The sequence below is a fragment of the Streptomyces sp. NPDC002809 genome (assembly GCF_040295435.1).
In the GTDB taxonomy this organism is placed as follows: Bacteria; Actinomycetota; Actinomycetes; order Streptomycetales; family Streptomycetaceae; genus Streptomyces.
Map to the genome: position 1 here is coordinate 13573 of NZ_JBEOVJ010000038.1, position 15499 is coordinate 29071.

At 72.6% G+C, this 15499-nt stretch carries 14 protein-coding genes and 1 pseudogene; 5 read left to right on the forward strand and 10 right to left on the reverse strand.

The features are described 5' to 3' along the window. Positions 1-89: 89 nt before the first annotated feature. Together rpmI and infC are read right to left on the reverse strand one after the other, a co-directional pair. A complete protein-coding gene (gene rpmI, locus ABT025_RS22350; protein ID WP_003970213.1) occupies positions 90-284 on the reverse strand; it encodes a 50S ribosomal protein L35 in 195 nt (64 codons plus the stop codon). Between the two features lie 120 nt (positions 285-404). Continuing rightward, positions 405-1118 (reverse strand): translation initiation factor IF-3, encoded by a 714-nt coding sequence (gene infC, locus ABT025_RS22355; RefSeq protein ID WP_350997112.1) that lies wholly within the window; start codon positions 1116-1118, stop codon positions 405-407. A 363-nt stretch (positions 1119-1481) separates the two neighbouring features. Between infC and ABT025_RS22360 the strand changes: the two genes are divergently transcribed. Continuing rightward, a complete protein-coding gene (locus ABT025_RS22360; protein ID WP_219572976.1) occupies positions 1482-1844 on the forward strand; it encodes a DUF1844 domain-containing protein in 363 nt (120 codons plus the stop codon). 81 nt (positions 1845-1925) lie between these two features. On the opposite strand, the gene ABT025_RS22365 is transcribed toward ABT025_RS22360, so the two are convergent. Together ABT025_RS22365 and ABT025_RS22370 are read right to left on the reverse strand one after the other, a co-directional pair. Continuing rightward, positions 1926-2633, reverse strand: coding sequence for an MIP family channel protein (locus tag ABT025_RS22365; RefSeq protein ID WP_350997114.1), 708 nt, complete (start codon positions 2631-2633; stop codon positions 1926-1928). A gap of 90 nt (positions 2634-2723) precedes the next feature. After that, the gene (locus ABT025_RS22370) at positions 2724-3452 is read right to left on the reverse strand and encodes an SseB family protein (protein ID WP_350997116.1); all 729 of its coding nucleotides are present in this window, start codon (positions 3450-3452) and stop codon (positions 2724-2726) included. Between the two features lie 86 nt (positions 3453-3538). On the opposite strand from ABT025_RS22370, the gene ABT025_RS22375 reads away from it, so the two are divergent. After that, on the forward strand, positions 3539-4465 hold the full coding sequence (locus tag ABT025_RS22375; RefSeq protein WP_350997118.1) for a serine hydrolase: 927 nt from the start codon (positions 3539-3541) through the stop codon (positions 4463-4465). A gap of 7 nt (positions 4466-4472) precedes the next feature. Here the strand turns inward: ABT025_RS22375 and mycP are convergent, their stop codons facing one another. Both mycP and ABT025_RS22385 read right to left on the reverse strand, forming a co-directional pair. Continuing rightward, a complete protein-coding gene (gene mycP / locus ABT025_RS22380; protein ID WP_350997120.1) occupies positions 4473-5669 on the reverse strand; it encodes a type VII secretion-associated serine protease mycosin in 1197 nt (398 codons plus the stop codon). Beyond that, positions 5666-6547 carry a hypothetical protein gene (locus ABT025_RS22385; RefSeq protein ID WP_502971998.1) on the reverse strand — a complete coding sequence of 294 codons (882 nt, stop codon included), beginning with the start codon at positions 6545-6547 and terminating at the stop codon, positions 5666-5668. The genes mycP and ABT025_RS22385 overlap by 4 nt, the downstream gene beginning before the upstream one ends. 969 nt (positions 6548-7516) lie before the next feature. Here ABT025_RS22385 and ABT025_RS22390 point away from each other — a divergent pair. After that, on the forward strand, positions 7517-8719 hold the full coding sequence (locus tag ABT025_RS22390) for an amino acid deaminase/aldolase (RefSeq protein WP_350997126.1): 1203 nt from the start codon (positions 7517-7519) through the stop codon (positions 8717-8719). A 12-nt stretch (positions 8720-8731) separates the two neighbouring features. Here ABT025_RS22390 and ABT025_RS22395 read toward each other — a convergent pair. The 4 genes and pseudogenes from ABT025_RS22395 to ABT025_RS22410 all read right to left on the reverse strand — a co-directional run bounded on the left by ABT025_RS22395 (position 8732) and on the right by ABT025_RS22410 (position 13259). Further along, positions 8732-9651 (reverse strand): annotated as a pseudogene (locus tag ABT025_RS22395) (DUF2510 domain-containing protein). Positions 9652-9687: 36 nt separating this feature from the next. Next, entirely contained in the window at positions 9688-10476 is a 789-nt protein-coding gene (locus ABT025_RS22400; protein WP_350997129.1) for a 3-oxoacyl-ACP reductase, read from the reverse strand. Between the two features lie 6 nt (positions 10477-10482). Then, entirely contained in the window at positions 10483-11883 is a 1401-nt protein-coding gene (locus tag ABT025_RS22405; protein ID WP_350997132.1) for an aldehyde dehydrogenase family protein, read from the reverse strand. A gap of 8 nt (positions 11884-11891) precedes the next feature. Beyond that, positions 11892-13259: a glutamine synthetase family protein gene (locus tag ABT025_RS22410; RefSeq protein ID WP_350997135.1), complete on the reverse strand. Its 1368-nt coding sequence runs from the start codon at positions 13257-13259 to the stop codon at positions 11892-11894. Between the two features lie 109 nt (positions 13260-13368). On the opposite strand from ABT025_RS22410, the gene ABT025_RS22415 reads away from it, so the two are divergent. Both ABT025_RS22415 and ABT025_RS22420 read left to right on the forward strand, forming a co-directional pair. Further along, positions 13369-14064 carry a gamma-glutamyl-gamma-aminobutyrate hydrolase family protein gene (locus tag ABT025_RS22415; protein WP_350997140.1) on the forward strand — a complete coding sequence of 232 codons (696 nt, stop codon included), beginning with the start codon at positions 13369-13371 and terminating at the stop codon, positions 14062-14064. 190 nt (positions 14065-14254) lie between these two features. After that, positions 14255-15319 carry a class I SAM-dependent methyltransferase gene (locus ABT025_RS22420; protein ID WP_350997144.1) on the forward strand — a complete coding sequence of 355 codons (1065 nt, stop codon included), beginning with the start codon at positions 14255-14257 and terminating at the stop codon, positions 15317-15319. Positions 15320-15499 lie beyond the last annotated feature (180 nt).

Consider the following 15499-nt stretch of genomic DNA (forward strand, 5'->3'; position numbering starts at 1 on the left):
GGGGCCGTGGTCGTACTCACACGGCCCGGAAACGAATTGGTCCCGGTCGGATCGAGGGCGCGTCCCCGGTGTCACCGGGGACGACGGCCTCACTTGCCGAGAAGCTTCTTGATCTTCTTGGCGTCGGCCGGAGCCACGACGACCGTGCCGGTCAGCGAGCGGGTCTTCTTGGACGACTTGTGCTCGAGCAGGTGGCGCTTGCCGGCCCTCTCGCGGAGCACCTTGCCGGAGCCGGTGATCTTGAAGCGCTTGCTGGCACCGCTGTGCGTCTTGTTCTTCGGCATCGCGCCGTTCTCTCCTCGTCAGTGGCGCCCCTCTCGGTGCGAGCACCGGACTGCAGGGGCGTCAGATCTTGGTGGGACTCCGGGGGGACCCGGGGGCGCCTGGATGGCAGCCCCCGGAGGTCACGCCTCGGAGGGTGTCTCGGCCGGAGCCTCGGAGGTCGCCTCGGCCGGAGCCTCGGCAGCCTCGTCCGCGGACTCGGCGTCGTCGTGGGTGTAACCCTGACGCTCCGCCTTGCGGGCGGCCTGGGCCTCGCGGGCCTCGGCCATGGCTTCGGTCTTCTTCTTGTGCGGGCCAAGAACCATGATCATGTTCCGGCCGTCCTGCTTCGGGTTGGACTCGATGAAGCCGAGTTCCTCCACGTCCGAAGCGAGACGCTGGAGCAGTCGGAAGCCCAGCTCGGGGCGGGACTGCTCGCGACCACGGAACATGATCGTGATCTTGACCTTGTCGCCCTGCTTGAGGAACCGGACGACGTGACCCTTCTTGGTGTCATAGTCGTGCGGGTCGATCTTCGGCCGGAGCTTCATCTCCTTGATGACCGTGTGCGCCTGGTTCTTGCGCGCCTCACGGGCCTTCATGGCCGACTCGTACTTGAACTTCCCGTAGTCCATGAGCTTGCACACGGGCGGACGGGCGGTAGCCGCCACCTCGACCAGGTCGAGGTCGTACTCCTGTGCGAGTTCCAGGGCCTTGGCAAGCGGAACAATCCCGACCTGCTCGCCGCTGGGACCGACAAGTCGCACCTCGGGCACGCGAATCCGGTCGTTGATGCGGGGCTCGGCGCTGATGGATCCTCCTCGGTAGCACCACGCGGCCGCCTGGCAGACAGCCACGTAACGTCTGTTTCAACAGACCAACCGGTCAGGACCATGAAAAATGCCCCGCCGGGACACAGGCGGGGCTCCTGAACAACCGGAACACCGCCGCGGTCAACCGCGGGGCGCATCGGGCGGCTCCATCGTCCGTACGGAACGATGGGCGCCACCTGACCGGTGACCCGCCGTCCTGAGGACGGCCAGGTGGGAGATCGGAGCCTCCACTTGTGGGCCGGGCACATAGATGCCCAGCCGGTCGTTACACAAGGTTAGCAGCTCCCCCGGGGTGGTGCGAACCTCACGCCCGGACCGCGGCCGCCGGGGGCCGGGGCACGGCTCCCGGCGAAGGGACCGCGCTGCCGTGGGCCTATCGTATGGCGCATGAGTGACGCGACCCCCACCAGTGATTCCCCCGGCTTCGACGAAATGGCCCGCGACATCGCGGAGGTGCCCGCGGTCGAGGTGATCGTGACGGTCGCTGTCAATCTGATGAGTGCCGCAGCCGTGAAGCTCGGCCTGACCGAGGACGGCGACGAGCACAAGGACCTCGACGAGGCCCGCAAGCTGGTCCACGCCCTGGCCGGCCTGCTGGACGCGAGCACCACGGAGATCAGCTCCTTCCACGCGGCTCCGCTGCGCGACGGCCTGAAGTCCCTGCAGCTGGCGTTCCGCGAGGCCTCGCTCGTACCGGACGAGCCGGGCCACGGCCCGGGCGAGAAGTACACCGGCCCGGTCTTCGGCTGAGTCCGCCCGCCCCTCCCAGTCCTTCCCACCCGTGAGCCCCCTGCCCGACCCGGCAGGGGGCTCACGGCGCAGGTGGCCGGATCAGACCTCGGCGGACTGTGCCGGCCGGCCGGGGAGGGGGTGGGTCAGCCGGTGCGCGAGTGCCGCGATCACCCCGCCGATCAGAGGCGCCACCAGGAACAGCCAGAGCTGGGACAGCGCCGCACCGCCCGCGAACAGCGCCGGGCCCAGACTGCGCGCCGGGTTGACCGAGGTGCCGGTGAGCGGAATGCCGACCAGGTGGATCACCGCGAGCGAGATGCCGATGGGCAGACCGTCGAAACCGATGACCGCGACCTTGTGGGTCACCGCGAGCACGACGAAGACCAGGAGGAACGTGAGCATCACCTCGGCGAGGAAGGCCCCGCCGAGGCTGAGGTGCACGTCCGAGCGGTCGCCGTAGCCGTTGCTGCCGAACTTTCCGCTCGTCTTCAGTCCCGGCACCTGTTTGGCGAGCAGGAACAGCAGGGCCGCACCGGCGATGCCGCCGAGGAGCTGGACGATCCAGTACGTCACCGCCGTCCGCACGTCGATCCGCCGGGCGGTCAGCATTCCCAGCGTCACCGCGGGATTGAGATGGCAGCCGGATATCGGGCCCAGCGCGTAGGCGAGGGCGAGCAGTACGAAGCCGAAGGACAGGGCGATGCCGACGGTCCCGATGTACTCGGCTCCGAGCACCGCCGATCCGACGCCGAAGAAGACCAGCAGCAGTGTGCCGAGGAACTCGGACGCTGCTGTCCGCGTCTGCATACAACCACCTCGCGAAGATCGACGGTCATCCGATTCCTTCGCAATTCTCCTGTCCGCGACCGCTTTGTGCGCGTTGAGTCGACCGGGTGATCAGCGCGTGAACAGGGCCTCACCGAGCGTGTGCGCGTCGGCCGGGAGCAGCGCGAGGTCCAGGCCACGGACCAGCCGTGCGCGCAGCACCTCGTTGGCCGCCAGCGCCTGCGCGACGCGGCCGGCCGCCTCGGCGGGGTCGGCGCCTTCCTCCAGCACCAGCGCGAGGGTGCCGTCGGCACGGCCCGGCCCGAGGTGCGCGCGGAGCACCGCGGGCTCGGCGGCGACCGCGTCACGTACCGCCGCGGTGACAGCCGGGTCGTCCAGCGGGTCGGCGCTGGTACGGCCCTCGGCGAGGGCGAGCAGGGCGGAACCGGTCAGCTCGAAGGCCACCGGTCCGGCGAGGTCGAGCACCACCGTGTCGGCCTTCTCGTGGACCGCGGCCTGGAGGGCCTGGTGCAGGGGTACGGCGACGGGGCGGGCCTGCGGGTCCCAGCGGGCCAGTGCGGCGGTGGAGGTGAAGGCGGGCAGGGCGCGGCGGTCGCCGGCCTGGAGGGTGGGGACCGCCATGTCACTGGTCTTCTCCCGGCGAAGCCCGTTCTCGTCCTCCTCCACCTCGCCGAGTACGGCCACCACGGGAACGAGGAGACGAGCCCCCTTGAGGGCTTCGAGCACCGGGCCGACGGCCTTGCGGTCCTCGGCCCAGGCAGCGAGTGCCGCGGTCAGGGCGGGGTCGGCCGTGCCGTCGTCGTCGGAGTATCCGGGGTCCGGAATGTTCTTCTGCGCCACAGGGCGAGCGTAGTACCTGGGCATTCTCATCCTGCCGACAGGTCGGGCTCAGCCTCCTCTCAGCTGCGGTTCCTAGCGTCCGGACCATGCCCCGACACAGAATCCGCAGATCCGCCCTGTCCGCCTCCGTGGCGGCCGCGGTCGTGCTGGCCGGCTCGGCCGCCGGGGGCGCGTACCTGACCGGCAGGTCGCCCGATCACGCGCCCGCCGCCGCGGCCTCCGTATCGTCCGTCTCACCGGCCGCGACCGCTCCGGTCGCGGCGACGAGCGAGGAGCCGGTGGTGGATCTGGACGCGGAACTGGCTGCGGCCGTCGAACCGCTGCTGGCCGCTTCCGGTACGCCATCCGTTTCGGTGGCCGTGCTGGACAGCGGCAGCGGGACGCGTGCGGTGTACGGGGGCGCGGACGCCGCGTACGACACCGCGAGCATCGTCAAGGTCGACATTCTCGCGGCGCTGCTGCTCCGGGCCCAGGACGAGAAGCGTGAACTGACCGCGGGCGAACACGCCCGCGCGGTCGCGATGATCGAGCGGAGCGACAACGACGCCGCCACCGTGCTGCTGGCGGCGGTGGGCGGGGCGGCCGGTCTCGACGCCGCCAACGAGCGGTTCGGTCTCACCGCGACGACGGCGGCGAAGGCCTGGGGGCTGACCCGGACCACGGCGGCCGATCAGCTGACGCTGCTGGAGGCGGTGTTCGGCACGGACGCCGACGCGGAACTGAGCGAGGAGTCGCGGACCTCCCTGCGGGAACTGATGGCACAGGTCGAGGCCGACCAGCAGTGGGGCGTGTCGGCGGCGGGCAGCGAGTGGGCGCTCAAGAACGGCTGGATGCCGCGTACCGCGACCGGGCTGTGGAACATCAACAGCATCGGACAGGTGACGGCGGACGGACGGAGCTATCTGGTGGCCGTGCTGTCCGGCGGTCAGCGGACCAAGGAGACGGGCATCGCGCTCGTCGAGTCGGTGGCGAAGGCGGCCGTCGGAGTGGTGCGGGCCGGTACGGCGGGGTGAGGACTGATCAGCGACGAAGGGCGGGCCGGCGGCCGCCCCTGCCGCGCCACAGGACGACGGCCAGGGCCAGCATGACCGCACCGAGGCCACCCGCCGCCGGGGCCAGCCAGCCTGCGGGACCGTCGTCCGCGCGGGGCGGGGTGGGCCCGGACCCGAAGTACTGCTTGCGGTAGCCGGCCGCGGCGGTGTCGGTGCGCAGCCCGGCGGGGCGCAGTGCGGCCCCGGCCTTGATGGCGGCGGCCGGGTCGACGATGCCGTAGCCCCGGGCGTCGTCGCGGCCGGTCGGCGGGGAGTTGCGGGCGGTGTCCGTCAGGAGCTTCTTGACCTGGGCGGGCGAGAGGCCCGGGTGGGCGGCACGGACCAGCGCGACCGCGCCGGAGACGAACGCCGCCGCCGCGGAGGTGCCCCACTCCACGTAGTACTTGCGGTCGGGCGCGGGGACGACGATGTCGTCCCCGGGTGCGCTCACGGTGGCATACCAGCGGCGGGTGGAGAACGAGGCGTGGGTGCCGTACCGGTCGACCGCGGCGACCGCTATCACGCCCGGGTAGGCGGCGGGGTAGGAGATGTGGTCGCCCTTCTCGCCCCCGTTGCCGGACGAGGCGACGACGACCGCGCCCTTCTTCAGCGCGTACTGGATGGCGGCGTCCTCACCGGATTCGGGGTGCGCGGACTCGCTGTCGTCACCGAGGGAGAGGTTGATGACGTCGGCGCCGTGGTCGGCGGCCCAGCGGATTCCGTCGGCGAGGGCGGTGCCCCGGGACTTCCGCGCCTTGGCGCGGGCGGGGTCGCTCGCTTCGAGGATGACCCGGACGGGGAGGATCTTCGCCTCGGGCGCGATGCCGATGACCCCCTCCTCGCGACCGCTGCCGTGGCCCCGGCCGGCGATGATCCCGGCCATCGCGGTGCCGTGCCTGGCCCACGAGCGGTCGCCGCTTCCCGCGCCGAATCCGATCATGTCCTTTCCCGGGAGCACCTGGCCCGCCAGGTCGGGCAGGCTGCCGTCGACCCCGGTGTCGACGACGGCGACGGTGATCCCCTTGCCGCGGGTGGTCTGCCAGGCCCGGTCCGTGTGGAGGGCGTCCAGGCCCCACTGCCGTTCCCGGATCGTGTCCGCCCCGGCCGGGAACGCGGGCAGCAGGGCGAACGCGGTGGCGGCGCTGACCACGCCGAGGAGTCTGCGGGGGCGGACGTGGCGGGTCATTCGGGCTTCTCCGTGAGGTCGGCGACGGTTCTGCGCAGTCCGCGTTCGACCCGGTCGGCAACGCCCTTGGCCTCGTGCCCGAGTCCGGCCTGGCCGGCCGTGGTCGTCGCGTTCGCCGCGACGGCCTTCCCGGCCGGCTGCGGGTCGGTGACCTCGCGCCCGTCGGCGAACCCGGAGACGGCGAACACGACGACGGGCACCTCGGTCAGCACGTGCACGGTCCAGCTGGCCCGCTGCCGGTCGCCGAACCCGGCGGCGGGGCTGTCCTTCACGGCGTACGTACGAGGCATCAGGTCCGTCCGCGCGTCGAGGTGTTCGGTGCTGAAGCGGTTGTCCAGTGCCCGCATGGCCTCGGTGTCGGCCTCGGTGAAGACCAGCCCGACCGTGGTGACGCTGCTGCTCGTCGCGTCGGTGTACGTGGCGCGGAGCAGGCGGGCGCAGCCGACCGGCCGGAGGGTCTTGAGCAGCAGGGGGTCGAGCGCGCCCGTGCAGCCGCTGTCCGGGGCCACGGCGATCCTGGTCCAGACCCGGTCGGCGCCGCCGGGCCCGGCGCCGTCGCCCTTGAGCATCCGGGGGAAGAGCGTGTCCACCGGGATGCTGTGCCAGGAGTCTCGGCCCGCGGCGTAGGTACTGATGGCGGCGGGATCTGCCGAGGAGTCGCTGATGAGCCAGCTGCCGGTGACGGCCCCGCCGATCAGCCCGAGCCCGAGCACGACACAGACCGCGGCCGCCGCGGTCCTGAACGGGTGCCGGATCCGCACGGGGCGGAGCCGGGTGGTGGTCTCGGCCGGCGTCTCGGCCGGGGGGTGGGCGTGCGGAGGCCGGTAGGCGTACGGGGTTGCTGCCCCTGGCCGGACCGGCGGGCCGCCGAGCTCCACGGCGCCCACGGGCCGCCGCCTGGTCGCCGCCGGGGGCGTGGCGGGCCGCCTCGGCGGGAAGGCCGGAGCCACCGGGGACGCCGGCGCCTCGGCACGCGGGGCCGGAGGCACCGGGCGGAGCCGGGCGGTCGTCTCCACGGGGGGCGGCGCGGCCGGGGATGCGAGAGGGGGCACGGCGGGGACTGGGGCCTGGGGACGGGGTGCGGACGGGGCCTGGGGCTGGGAAGAGGTCCCGGTCGGGGCCGTTGCCGGGGGTGCGGGCGAGGGCCGCGGCGGGGCCGGCGGCTGTTCCGGCGTCGGGTCGGCGGGGCGACGGGTGGTGGTCGTCGTGCAACGGGGCGGAACAGGGTCCGGGTCGGGGATCGGACTCGGAACCGGAACCGAAGCCGGGGGCGAGTCCTGCGCCTGTACCTGCTGTGTCTGCTCCTGCACCGGCGTCTGGGGCTGCTCCTGCGTATGCGCCTGCGCCTTGGGGAGATCCGAGAACCTCATGCCCTTCACCGCGGTGGCCGAGGCCCGGGCGACACCGCCCGGCATGTGCCGCGCCCCCACCGGACCGGTTCCGGCACCGTCCGCTGCTGGGCCGGTCGCACCGGCCTCACCGATCCCCCCGGTCGCCGTGGCCCCGGTCTCCTGGCCGTCCGCTGCCGGAGCCGTCGTCGGCAGCGGGGTTTCGGGGCGGGGCGGCGGAGTGGCGTTCACGGGCCGGTCGGCAGGCGTCGCGGCGACCGGTGGCGGGGTGCTCGGGCGTGGCGGGACGGGAGCGCGCTGCGCCTCGGTACTCATCCGCCCCCCTGGTCCGTTCCGTACCGCACGCGGATCGGCTGCACAGGCAGGCCCGTTGCTCGCCGCGTGCCCGTCACTCTACGGGGTGGGAAGGCCGTGGTGGGAGCGGGCCGCCGCGCGCACAGACGATCTGCGCAGATCGTCCCCCTACCCAGCGGTACAGCTGTCTGGCAAGCTGCGGCCATGACTGCCCGTGCCGCTGACCGGACCCGCTACAACCGGGCCACCGCCCATCTCGACGCCCCGATCGCCGTCGTCGATCTTGAGGCGTTCGACGCCAACGCCGACGACCTCGTCCGGCGTGCGGGCGGGAAGCCCATCCGGGTGGCGAGCAAATCGGTTCGCTGCCGCGCCCTGCTGGAACGGGTGCTGGCCCGTCCCGGATTCGCCGGAATCATGTCGTTCACGCTCGCGGAGTCGCTGTGGCTGGCGCGGGCCGGCTTCGAGGACGTCCTGCTGGCCTACCCGTCGGCCGACCGCTCGGCCTTCGCGGAGCTGGCCGCGGACCCGAAGCTGGCCGCCGCCGTGACCGTGATGGTGGACGACCACGCACAGCTGGAGCTCATCGACGCGGCGCGGGCCGGGGGCACGGAGGAGATCCGGGTCTGTCTGGAGCTGGACACCTCGCTGCGGATGCTCGGCGGCCGGGTCAGGATCGGGGCCCTGCGCTCGCCGTTGCGCTCCCCCGCCCAGCTGGCGGAGCTGGCCAGGTCCGTCACCCGCAGGCCCGGCTTCCGGCTGGTGGGGCTGATGGCGTACGAGGGGCACATCGCCGGGGTGGGCGACTCACTCGCCGGGCGGCCGCTGCGCTCCCGGGCGATCCGGCTGATGCAGGCCTCGGCCCGCCGGGAACTGGCGGTACGGCGGGCCGAGGTGGTGCGGGCGGTAAGGGCCGTCGCGCCGGACCTGGAGTTCGTCAACGGCGGCGGCACCGGGAGCGTGCAGCACACCGCGGCGGAGCCGGCGGTCACCGAGATCGCGGCCGGTTCCGGGCTCTACGTGCCGCGTCTCTTCGACAACTACACCTCGTTCACGGCGCGTCCGGCGGCCCTGTTCGCCCAGCCCGTGGTGCGCCGGCCCGGAGTGGGCGTGGTGACGGTGCTCGGTGGCGGCTACCCGGCGTCCGGGGCCGCCGGGGCGGACCGGCTGCCGGTCCCGTACCTGCCGGAGGGTCTGCGTTACGACCCGCAGGAGGGCCCCGGCGAGGTGCAGACCCCGCTGCTCGGCGCCCCGGCCGACGATCTGCTGATCGGCGACAAGGTGTGGTTCCGGCACGCGAAGGCCGGTGAGCTGTGCGAGCGGTTCGACGAACTTCAGCTGATCGAGGGCGACCGGGTGACGGCGACCGTACCGACGTACCGGGGCGAGGGCCGTACCTTCCTCTGAGCCGACAACCGCTCAGGGGGCGACGGAGCTGCCGACGCCCCCGCCGGTCTCGCTGTCGCCGATCGGCCGGATGCCCTGGGTGAGGGTGTCCATGAGGGCGAGCGGCGGCCCGTCGGGGCCCGCGTCGAAGGCGTAGCGGACGACGACGGGCGACTCGCTGCCCACGGCCGAGGGGAAGACGAGCGACTGCACATGGCCGCCCGGCCCCTCGGCTGTGACGACCTGCCGGCGCACCTGGTATCCGGTACGTCCGGCCACGCTGACCGGGCCGGCGGCGATCTGCCGGTGGGAGACGATGCCGCCGTGGATCCGGGCGCCGACGATGTCCTCCTCGTACGCCCGGTCCGCGGCGGCGCCGATGTCCTCCTTGGCTAGCGCCTCGGGCGTGGTGGCGTCGGTGCCGCCCGGGGTACGGGTGGTCACCGTGCCGTGGTAGCAGAACGAGGAGGATCCCCGGGGCAGTCGTACGAGCCGGTGGTGCGCATCGTGAGCAGTTGCCCGACGTTCCTTTCGGGCCGCTCCCAGCCGTCTGGAATCGGCAGGGTGATGCCGTTGAGCTGGTCGACGAGCACCGTGGGATCCTCGCCGGCCGGTGAGCCGTCCGGCGACGGGCTCTCGTCTCCGGGTACCGCGTCGGTGGCGGTGTCCGCGGCCTTCGGCGCGGAACTGCCCGACGGGGTCGCGGTGGGTGCGGCGGCGTCGTCCCTGCCGAACAGCACCGCTCCCGTCACGGCCACGGCGACGACCACCACGCCGGCCGCCACGAGTGCGACGGTCCTGGCGCCGCTCCCCCCTCCCCGGCCGGGCACGGCCGGGGAGGGCGCGGTGGCACCGGGACGGGTGTGGGCCGTCCATGTCGCGCCGTCCCACCACCGCTCGTTGCCGGGTGCGGCCGTGTCCGGGTACCAGCCGGGCGGTGTCGCGTTGCTCATCGCTCCACTCCAGGTTCCGCGGCCGATGGCCGGTCCCTACAGGGGTGTGACGTAGGCGCCGGAGATCCCGCCGTCGACGAGGAAGTCGGTGGCGTTGACGAACGAGGAGTCGTCGCTCGCCAGGAACGCGACCGCGGCCGCGATCTCGGTCGCCTCGGCGAACCGGCCGAGCGGAATGTGCACGAGCCGGCGGGCCGCGCGCTCCGGGTCCTTGGCGAAGAGTTCCCGGAGCAACGGGGTGTTCACCGGTCCCGGGCACAGTGCGTTGACCCGGATCCCCTCGCGGGCGAACTGGACGCCCAGTTCGCGCGACATGGCCAGCACGCCGCCCTTGGAGGCGGTGTACGAGATCTGGGAGGTCGCCGCCCCCATCCTGGCGACGAACGAGGCGGTGTTGATGATCGAACCCCGGCCCTGGCGCCGCATGTAGGGCAGGGCCGCCTTGCAGCAGAGGTAGACGGACGTGAGGTTGACGTCCTGCACGCGCTTCCAGGCCTCCAGCCCGGTGGTGAGGATGGAGTCGTCGTCGGGCGGCGAGATACCGGCGTTGTTGAAGGCAATGTCGACGGACCCGTAGGTGTCGTACGCCGCCTTGAACAGGGCCTCGACCTGTTCGGGATCGGTGACGTCCACGCGTACGAAGGTGCCGCCGACCGCTTCGGCGGCCGCCTTGCCCGCGTTCTCGTCGATGTCGCCGCAGACGACGTGCGCCCCCTCGGAGGCGAGCCGGTGGGTGGTGGCCAGGCCGATGCCGCTGCCGGCGCCGGTGATGACGGCGGTGCGGCCGACGAGGCGGCGGCAGATGTTCTCGTTGTCCGTGGTCATACCGGTTCAGGCCTCCGTGCTGAGGAAGACGTTCTTGGTTTCGGTGAAGGCGGTGAGGGCGTCCGGGCCCAGTTCCCGGCCGAGGCCGGACTGTTTGAACCCGCCGAACGGGGTCCAGTAGCGGACCGCGGAGTGGGAGTTGACGGAGAGGTTCCCCGCCCGGACGGCCTGCGCGACGCGCAGCGCGCGCCCGACGTCGCGTGTCCAGAGCGAGCCGGCGAGGCCGTAGTCGGTGGCGTTGGCGAGCCGGACGGCGTCGTCCTCGTCCTCGAAGGGCAGGACGACCGCGACCGGCCCGAAGACCTCCTCGGTGGCGACGGGCGCGTCCGCGGGCACATCGGTGAGCACGGTCGGCGGGAACCAGAAGCCGGGGCCATCGGGCGCGCCGCCGCGGAGGGAGGCGGCGCCCTCGGGGACGTAGCCGCGCACCCGGTCCAGCTGTGTCCGCGAGATGAGCGGGCCCATCTGGGTCTTCTCGTCGGCCGGGTCACCGACGACGACCGCCGCGAGGGCCGGGGCGAGGAGCTCCAGGAAGCGGTCGTACGCGGAACGCTGGACGAGGATCCGGGTACGGGCGCAGCAGTCCTGGCCCGCGTTGTCCAGGAAGGACAGCGGGGCGGCGGCCGCCGCGGCTTCGATGTCGGCGTCGGCGAAGACGATGTTGGGGCTCTTGCCGCCGAGTTCCAGGGTGATCCGCTTCACGCGCTCGGCGCACTTGGCCATGATCTGCTTGCCGACGCGGGTGGAGCCCGTGAAGACGATCTTGGCGACGCCCGGGTGCTCCACGAGGGCGTTGCCCGCCTCGTCGCCCGCACCGGGCAGCACCTGGAAGAGGTGCTCGGGAAGGCCTGCCTCCAGGGCGAGTTCCGCGAGCCGGATGGCCGTCAGCGGGGTGGTCTCGGCGGGTTTGAGGACGACGGCGTTGCCCGCGGCGAGGGCGGGGGCGGTGCCCCAGGCGGCGATGGGCATGGGGAAGTTCCACGGGGCGATCACCCCGATGACACCAAGGGGTTCGAGCAGGGTGAGGTCGATCCCGCCGGGGACGGGGATCTGCCGGCCGCTGAGCCGCTCCACTCCCCCGGCGGCGAAGTCGAGCAGATCGCGGACGTTGCCCGCCTCCCAGCGCGCGTTCCCGATCGTGTGCCCGGCCTCGCGGACCTCCAGCCGGGCCAGCTCCGCGATGTGGGAGTCGACGACGACGGCGAACCTGCGCAGCAGCCTGGCCCGGTCGGCGGGGGCGAGCGCGGCCCAGACCCGCTGGGCCGCGGCGGCACGGCTGACGGCTGCGTCCACCTCGGCCGCCGAGGTCGCGGGGACGGTGACGAGCAGTTCCTCCGTCGCCGGGTTCAGGACACGGTGCTCACGGACCGGCTCACGGACCGGGCCGGGGTTCGGCTGATGGGTCAAGGCGGCCCTCACAGGCGTTCGAAGGAGCGTCGGAGTTCCCAGTCGGTCACCGCTGCGTCGAAGGCATCGAGCTCGACGCGTGCCATGTTGCGGTAGTGGGCCACGACTTCGTCGCCGAAGGCCTCGCGGGCGATCTCGCTGTGCTCCCAGAGCTCGGCGGCATCACGCAAGGTGGTGGGGACGTGGTCGTACGCGGCGGCGTAGGCGTTGCCCTCGCACGGCTCGGGGAGTTCGAGCGCGTGCTCGATGCCGTACAGGCCCGCGGCGACGAGTCCCGCGACGGCGAGGTACGGGTTGACGTCGCCGCCGGGGAGGCGGTTCTCCAGGCGCAGGGACTGGCCGTGACCGACGACGCGGAGTGCGCAGGTGCGGTTGTCGTGGCCCCAGGCGACGGCGGTCGGCGCGAAGGAGCCAGGCTGGAAGCGCTTGTAGGAGTTGATGTTCGGCGCGTACAGGAGGGAGAAGTCGCGCAGGGCCGCGAGCTGGCCGGCGAGGAAGTGCCGCATCACCGGCGACATGCTGCCGCCGGTGTCCGCCATGACGCTGCGTCCTGGTTCGCCGGTGGACCGGAGCGAGAGGTGGATGTGGCAGGAGTTGCCCTCGCGCTCGTTGAACTTGGCCATGAAGGTGAGCGCGACGCCCTCCTGCGCGGCGATCTCCTTGGCGCCCGTCTTGTAGACGGCGTGCTGGTCGCAGGTGATGAGGGCCTCGTCGTACCGGAACACGATCTCGTGCTGCCCGGGGTTGCACTCCCCCTTGGCGGACTCGACGGTGAGGCCCGCGCCCGCCATCTCGTTGCGGATGCGGCGCAGGAGGGGCTCGACCCGGCCGGTGCCGAGGACGGAGTAGTCGACGTTGTACTGGTTGACGGGGGTCAGGTCGCGGTAGCCGCGGTCCCAGGCCTGTTCGTAGGTGTCCTTGAAGACGATGAACTCGAGCTCGGTGCCGACGTGCGCCGAGTAGCCGTGCTCCGCGAGGCGCTCCAGCTGGCGGCGCAGGATCTGGCGGGGCGCGGCGGTGACGGGTGACCCGTCGGCCCAGGCGAGGTCGGCGGTGACCATCGCGGTGGCCTCGTTCCAGGGCACGCGGCGCAGCGTGGTGAGGTCGGGGCGCATGGCGAAGTCACCGTAGCCGTGGTCCCACGAGGACATGGCGTATCCGTCGACCGTGTTCATGTCGGTGTCGACGGCCAGGAGGTAGTTGCAGCCCTCGGTGCCGTGCGTGACGACCTCGTCGAGGAAGAAGGCGGCTGCGAAGCGTTTTCCCTGGAGACGTCCCTGCATGTCGGGGAAGGCCAGGACCACGGTGTCCATCTCACCGCTTTCGACGAGGAGGCGGAGTTCCTCGACGGCGAGCGGGGCTGTTCGGTCGGACACGGGTGGATCCTCTCCTCGCGGGCCGACAGATGATCCAAATCTACGGGCGGGGCAAGGGATTTGGATACGGTGCCGGTTCGTTCCGCGTGCCGCACAAGTGAGGGATCCGATGAACCGTCCGCTGATCGGGATCAGTACCTATCTGGAGGCCTCGGCGCGCTGGGGCGTCTGGGACCTGCCGGCCGCACTGCTGCCCGCCGGCTATGCCCGGCTGGTCCGGGAGGCCGGCGGGGTGGCCGTGCTGCTGCCGCCGGACTCGCCGGAGCTCGCCGCGTCTGTGGTGGCCAGGCTCGACGCGGTGGTGGTGGCGGGCGGGCCGGATGTGGACCCCTCCCGGTACGGGGCGGAGCGCGACCCGCGTTCCGGGCCGCCCGCGCCGGAGCGGGACGGCTGGGAGGCGGCGCTCACGGTGGCGGCGCTGGAGTCCGGCACACCGCTGCTCGGGATCTGCCGCGGGATGCAGGTGCTGAACGTGGCGCTCGGCGGCACGCTGACGCAGCATCTGGCCGGGCACGCGGGCCCTGACGGGGCGACAGGGGTTTTCGGCACGCACCGGGTGACGCCGGTCGCGGGGACGCTGTACGCCTCGGTGGCGCCCGGCCCGTGCGACGTACCCACTTACCACCACCAGGCCGTGGACCGGCTCGGGGCGGGCCTGGTGGTTTCGGCGCATGCGCAGGACGGCACGGTGGAGGCGGTCGAGCGGCCGGGGCCGGGGTGGGTTCTCGGGGTGCAGTGGCATCCGGAGATGGGCGACGACGTGCGGGTGATGCGGGCGCTGGTGGCGGCGGCCTCGTCCGCCTGAGGTCCGGTACGCGCTCGACGCGGCCGGTGGTCCCGCGGTGGCGGCCACGGTTCCGGGCGGCCGCCCGCACCCCGGCGGCGTAGCGTGGCAGGAGAGATTCCGTCGCCGTCCCGTCGGGCTGCTCGCCGTGAGCGCGATCGGCCGTCTTCCCCCGCCTCCCCCTCGTGGCCCGATGGCGAGAGGAGGAACGATGTCCGTCATCACACCGGATGCGGTGAAGCAGGAGGCGTTCGCGGGCCGCATGGTCCAGGTGCTGAACGACACGTGCCTGGGTCTCATGGCGGGCCTGGGCCACCAGAGCGGTCTGTTCGACACGATGGCCGGCATGTCGCCCGCCACGAGTGCGGAGATCGCGGAGGCCGCCGGGCTGAACGAGCGCTACGTACGGGAGTGGCTGGGCGCCATGGTCGTCGGGGGCATAGTCGACTACGAGCCCGGGCAGAGCACGTACGCGCTGCCGCCCGAGCATGCCGCTTCGCTGACGCGGGCGGCCGGGCCGGACAACCTGGCCCGGATCGCGCAGGACTTCGGCATGATGGGCGAGGTCGAGCAGCAGGTGCTGGAGGCGTTCCGTACCGGGGGCGGGCTGCCGTACTCGGCTTATCCGCGGTTCCAGAGCCTTCAGGCGGAGGAGTCCGGGGAGGTCTTCGACCTGGCCCTGGTGAACGGGATCGTGCCGCTCGTGCCCGGTCTCACGGAGCGGCTGCGCGCGGGCATCGCCGTGCTGGACATCGGTACCGGCCACGGCCACGCGGTCAACGTCCTGGCCCGGGCCTTCCCCGCGAGCAGTTTCCAGGGGCTCGACATGTCCGAGGAGGGCATCGCCGCCGCCCGCGCCGAGGCAGCCGGGATGGGACTGGGCAACACCGCCTTCGACATCGGCGACTGCTCCGAGATCTCCGGCTCCTACGACCTGATCACGGCGTTCGACGTCATCCACGACCTGGCCAGGCCAGCACGCACGCTGGCCGCCGTCGCCGCCGCACTGGCACAGGACGGCGTGTTCCTCATGGGTGACATCGCGGCGTCGAGCCGTCTGGAGGAGAACATCGACCACCCGCTGGGCCCGGCGCTGTACACGTTCTCGGTGTTCTACTGCATGAGCGTCTCGCTGGGCGAGGGCGGTGAGGGCCTGGGCACGGTCTGGGGCGAGCAGAGGGCCCGGAAGATGCTGGCCGAGGCCGGATTCGGCCGGATCGACACCCAGCGGGTCGAGGGCGACATCCTGAACGTCTACTACGTGGCGCGGCACTGAGGCCGCAGGCAGTCTTCGACCTCCGGACCCGGTCACCCGGGACGTGGCGCGGCACTGACGCCGCAGGCACGTCTTCGCCCCCTGGACCCGGTCACCCGGCGAACCTGCGGCGCAGCCGGTCCGCGGCGGCGGCGCCCCGTGCCGCCCGGAACGCCCTGCCCGGCGGGTCGGGGCCGGTGA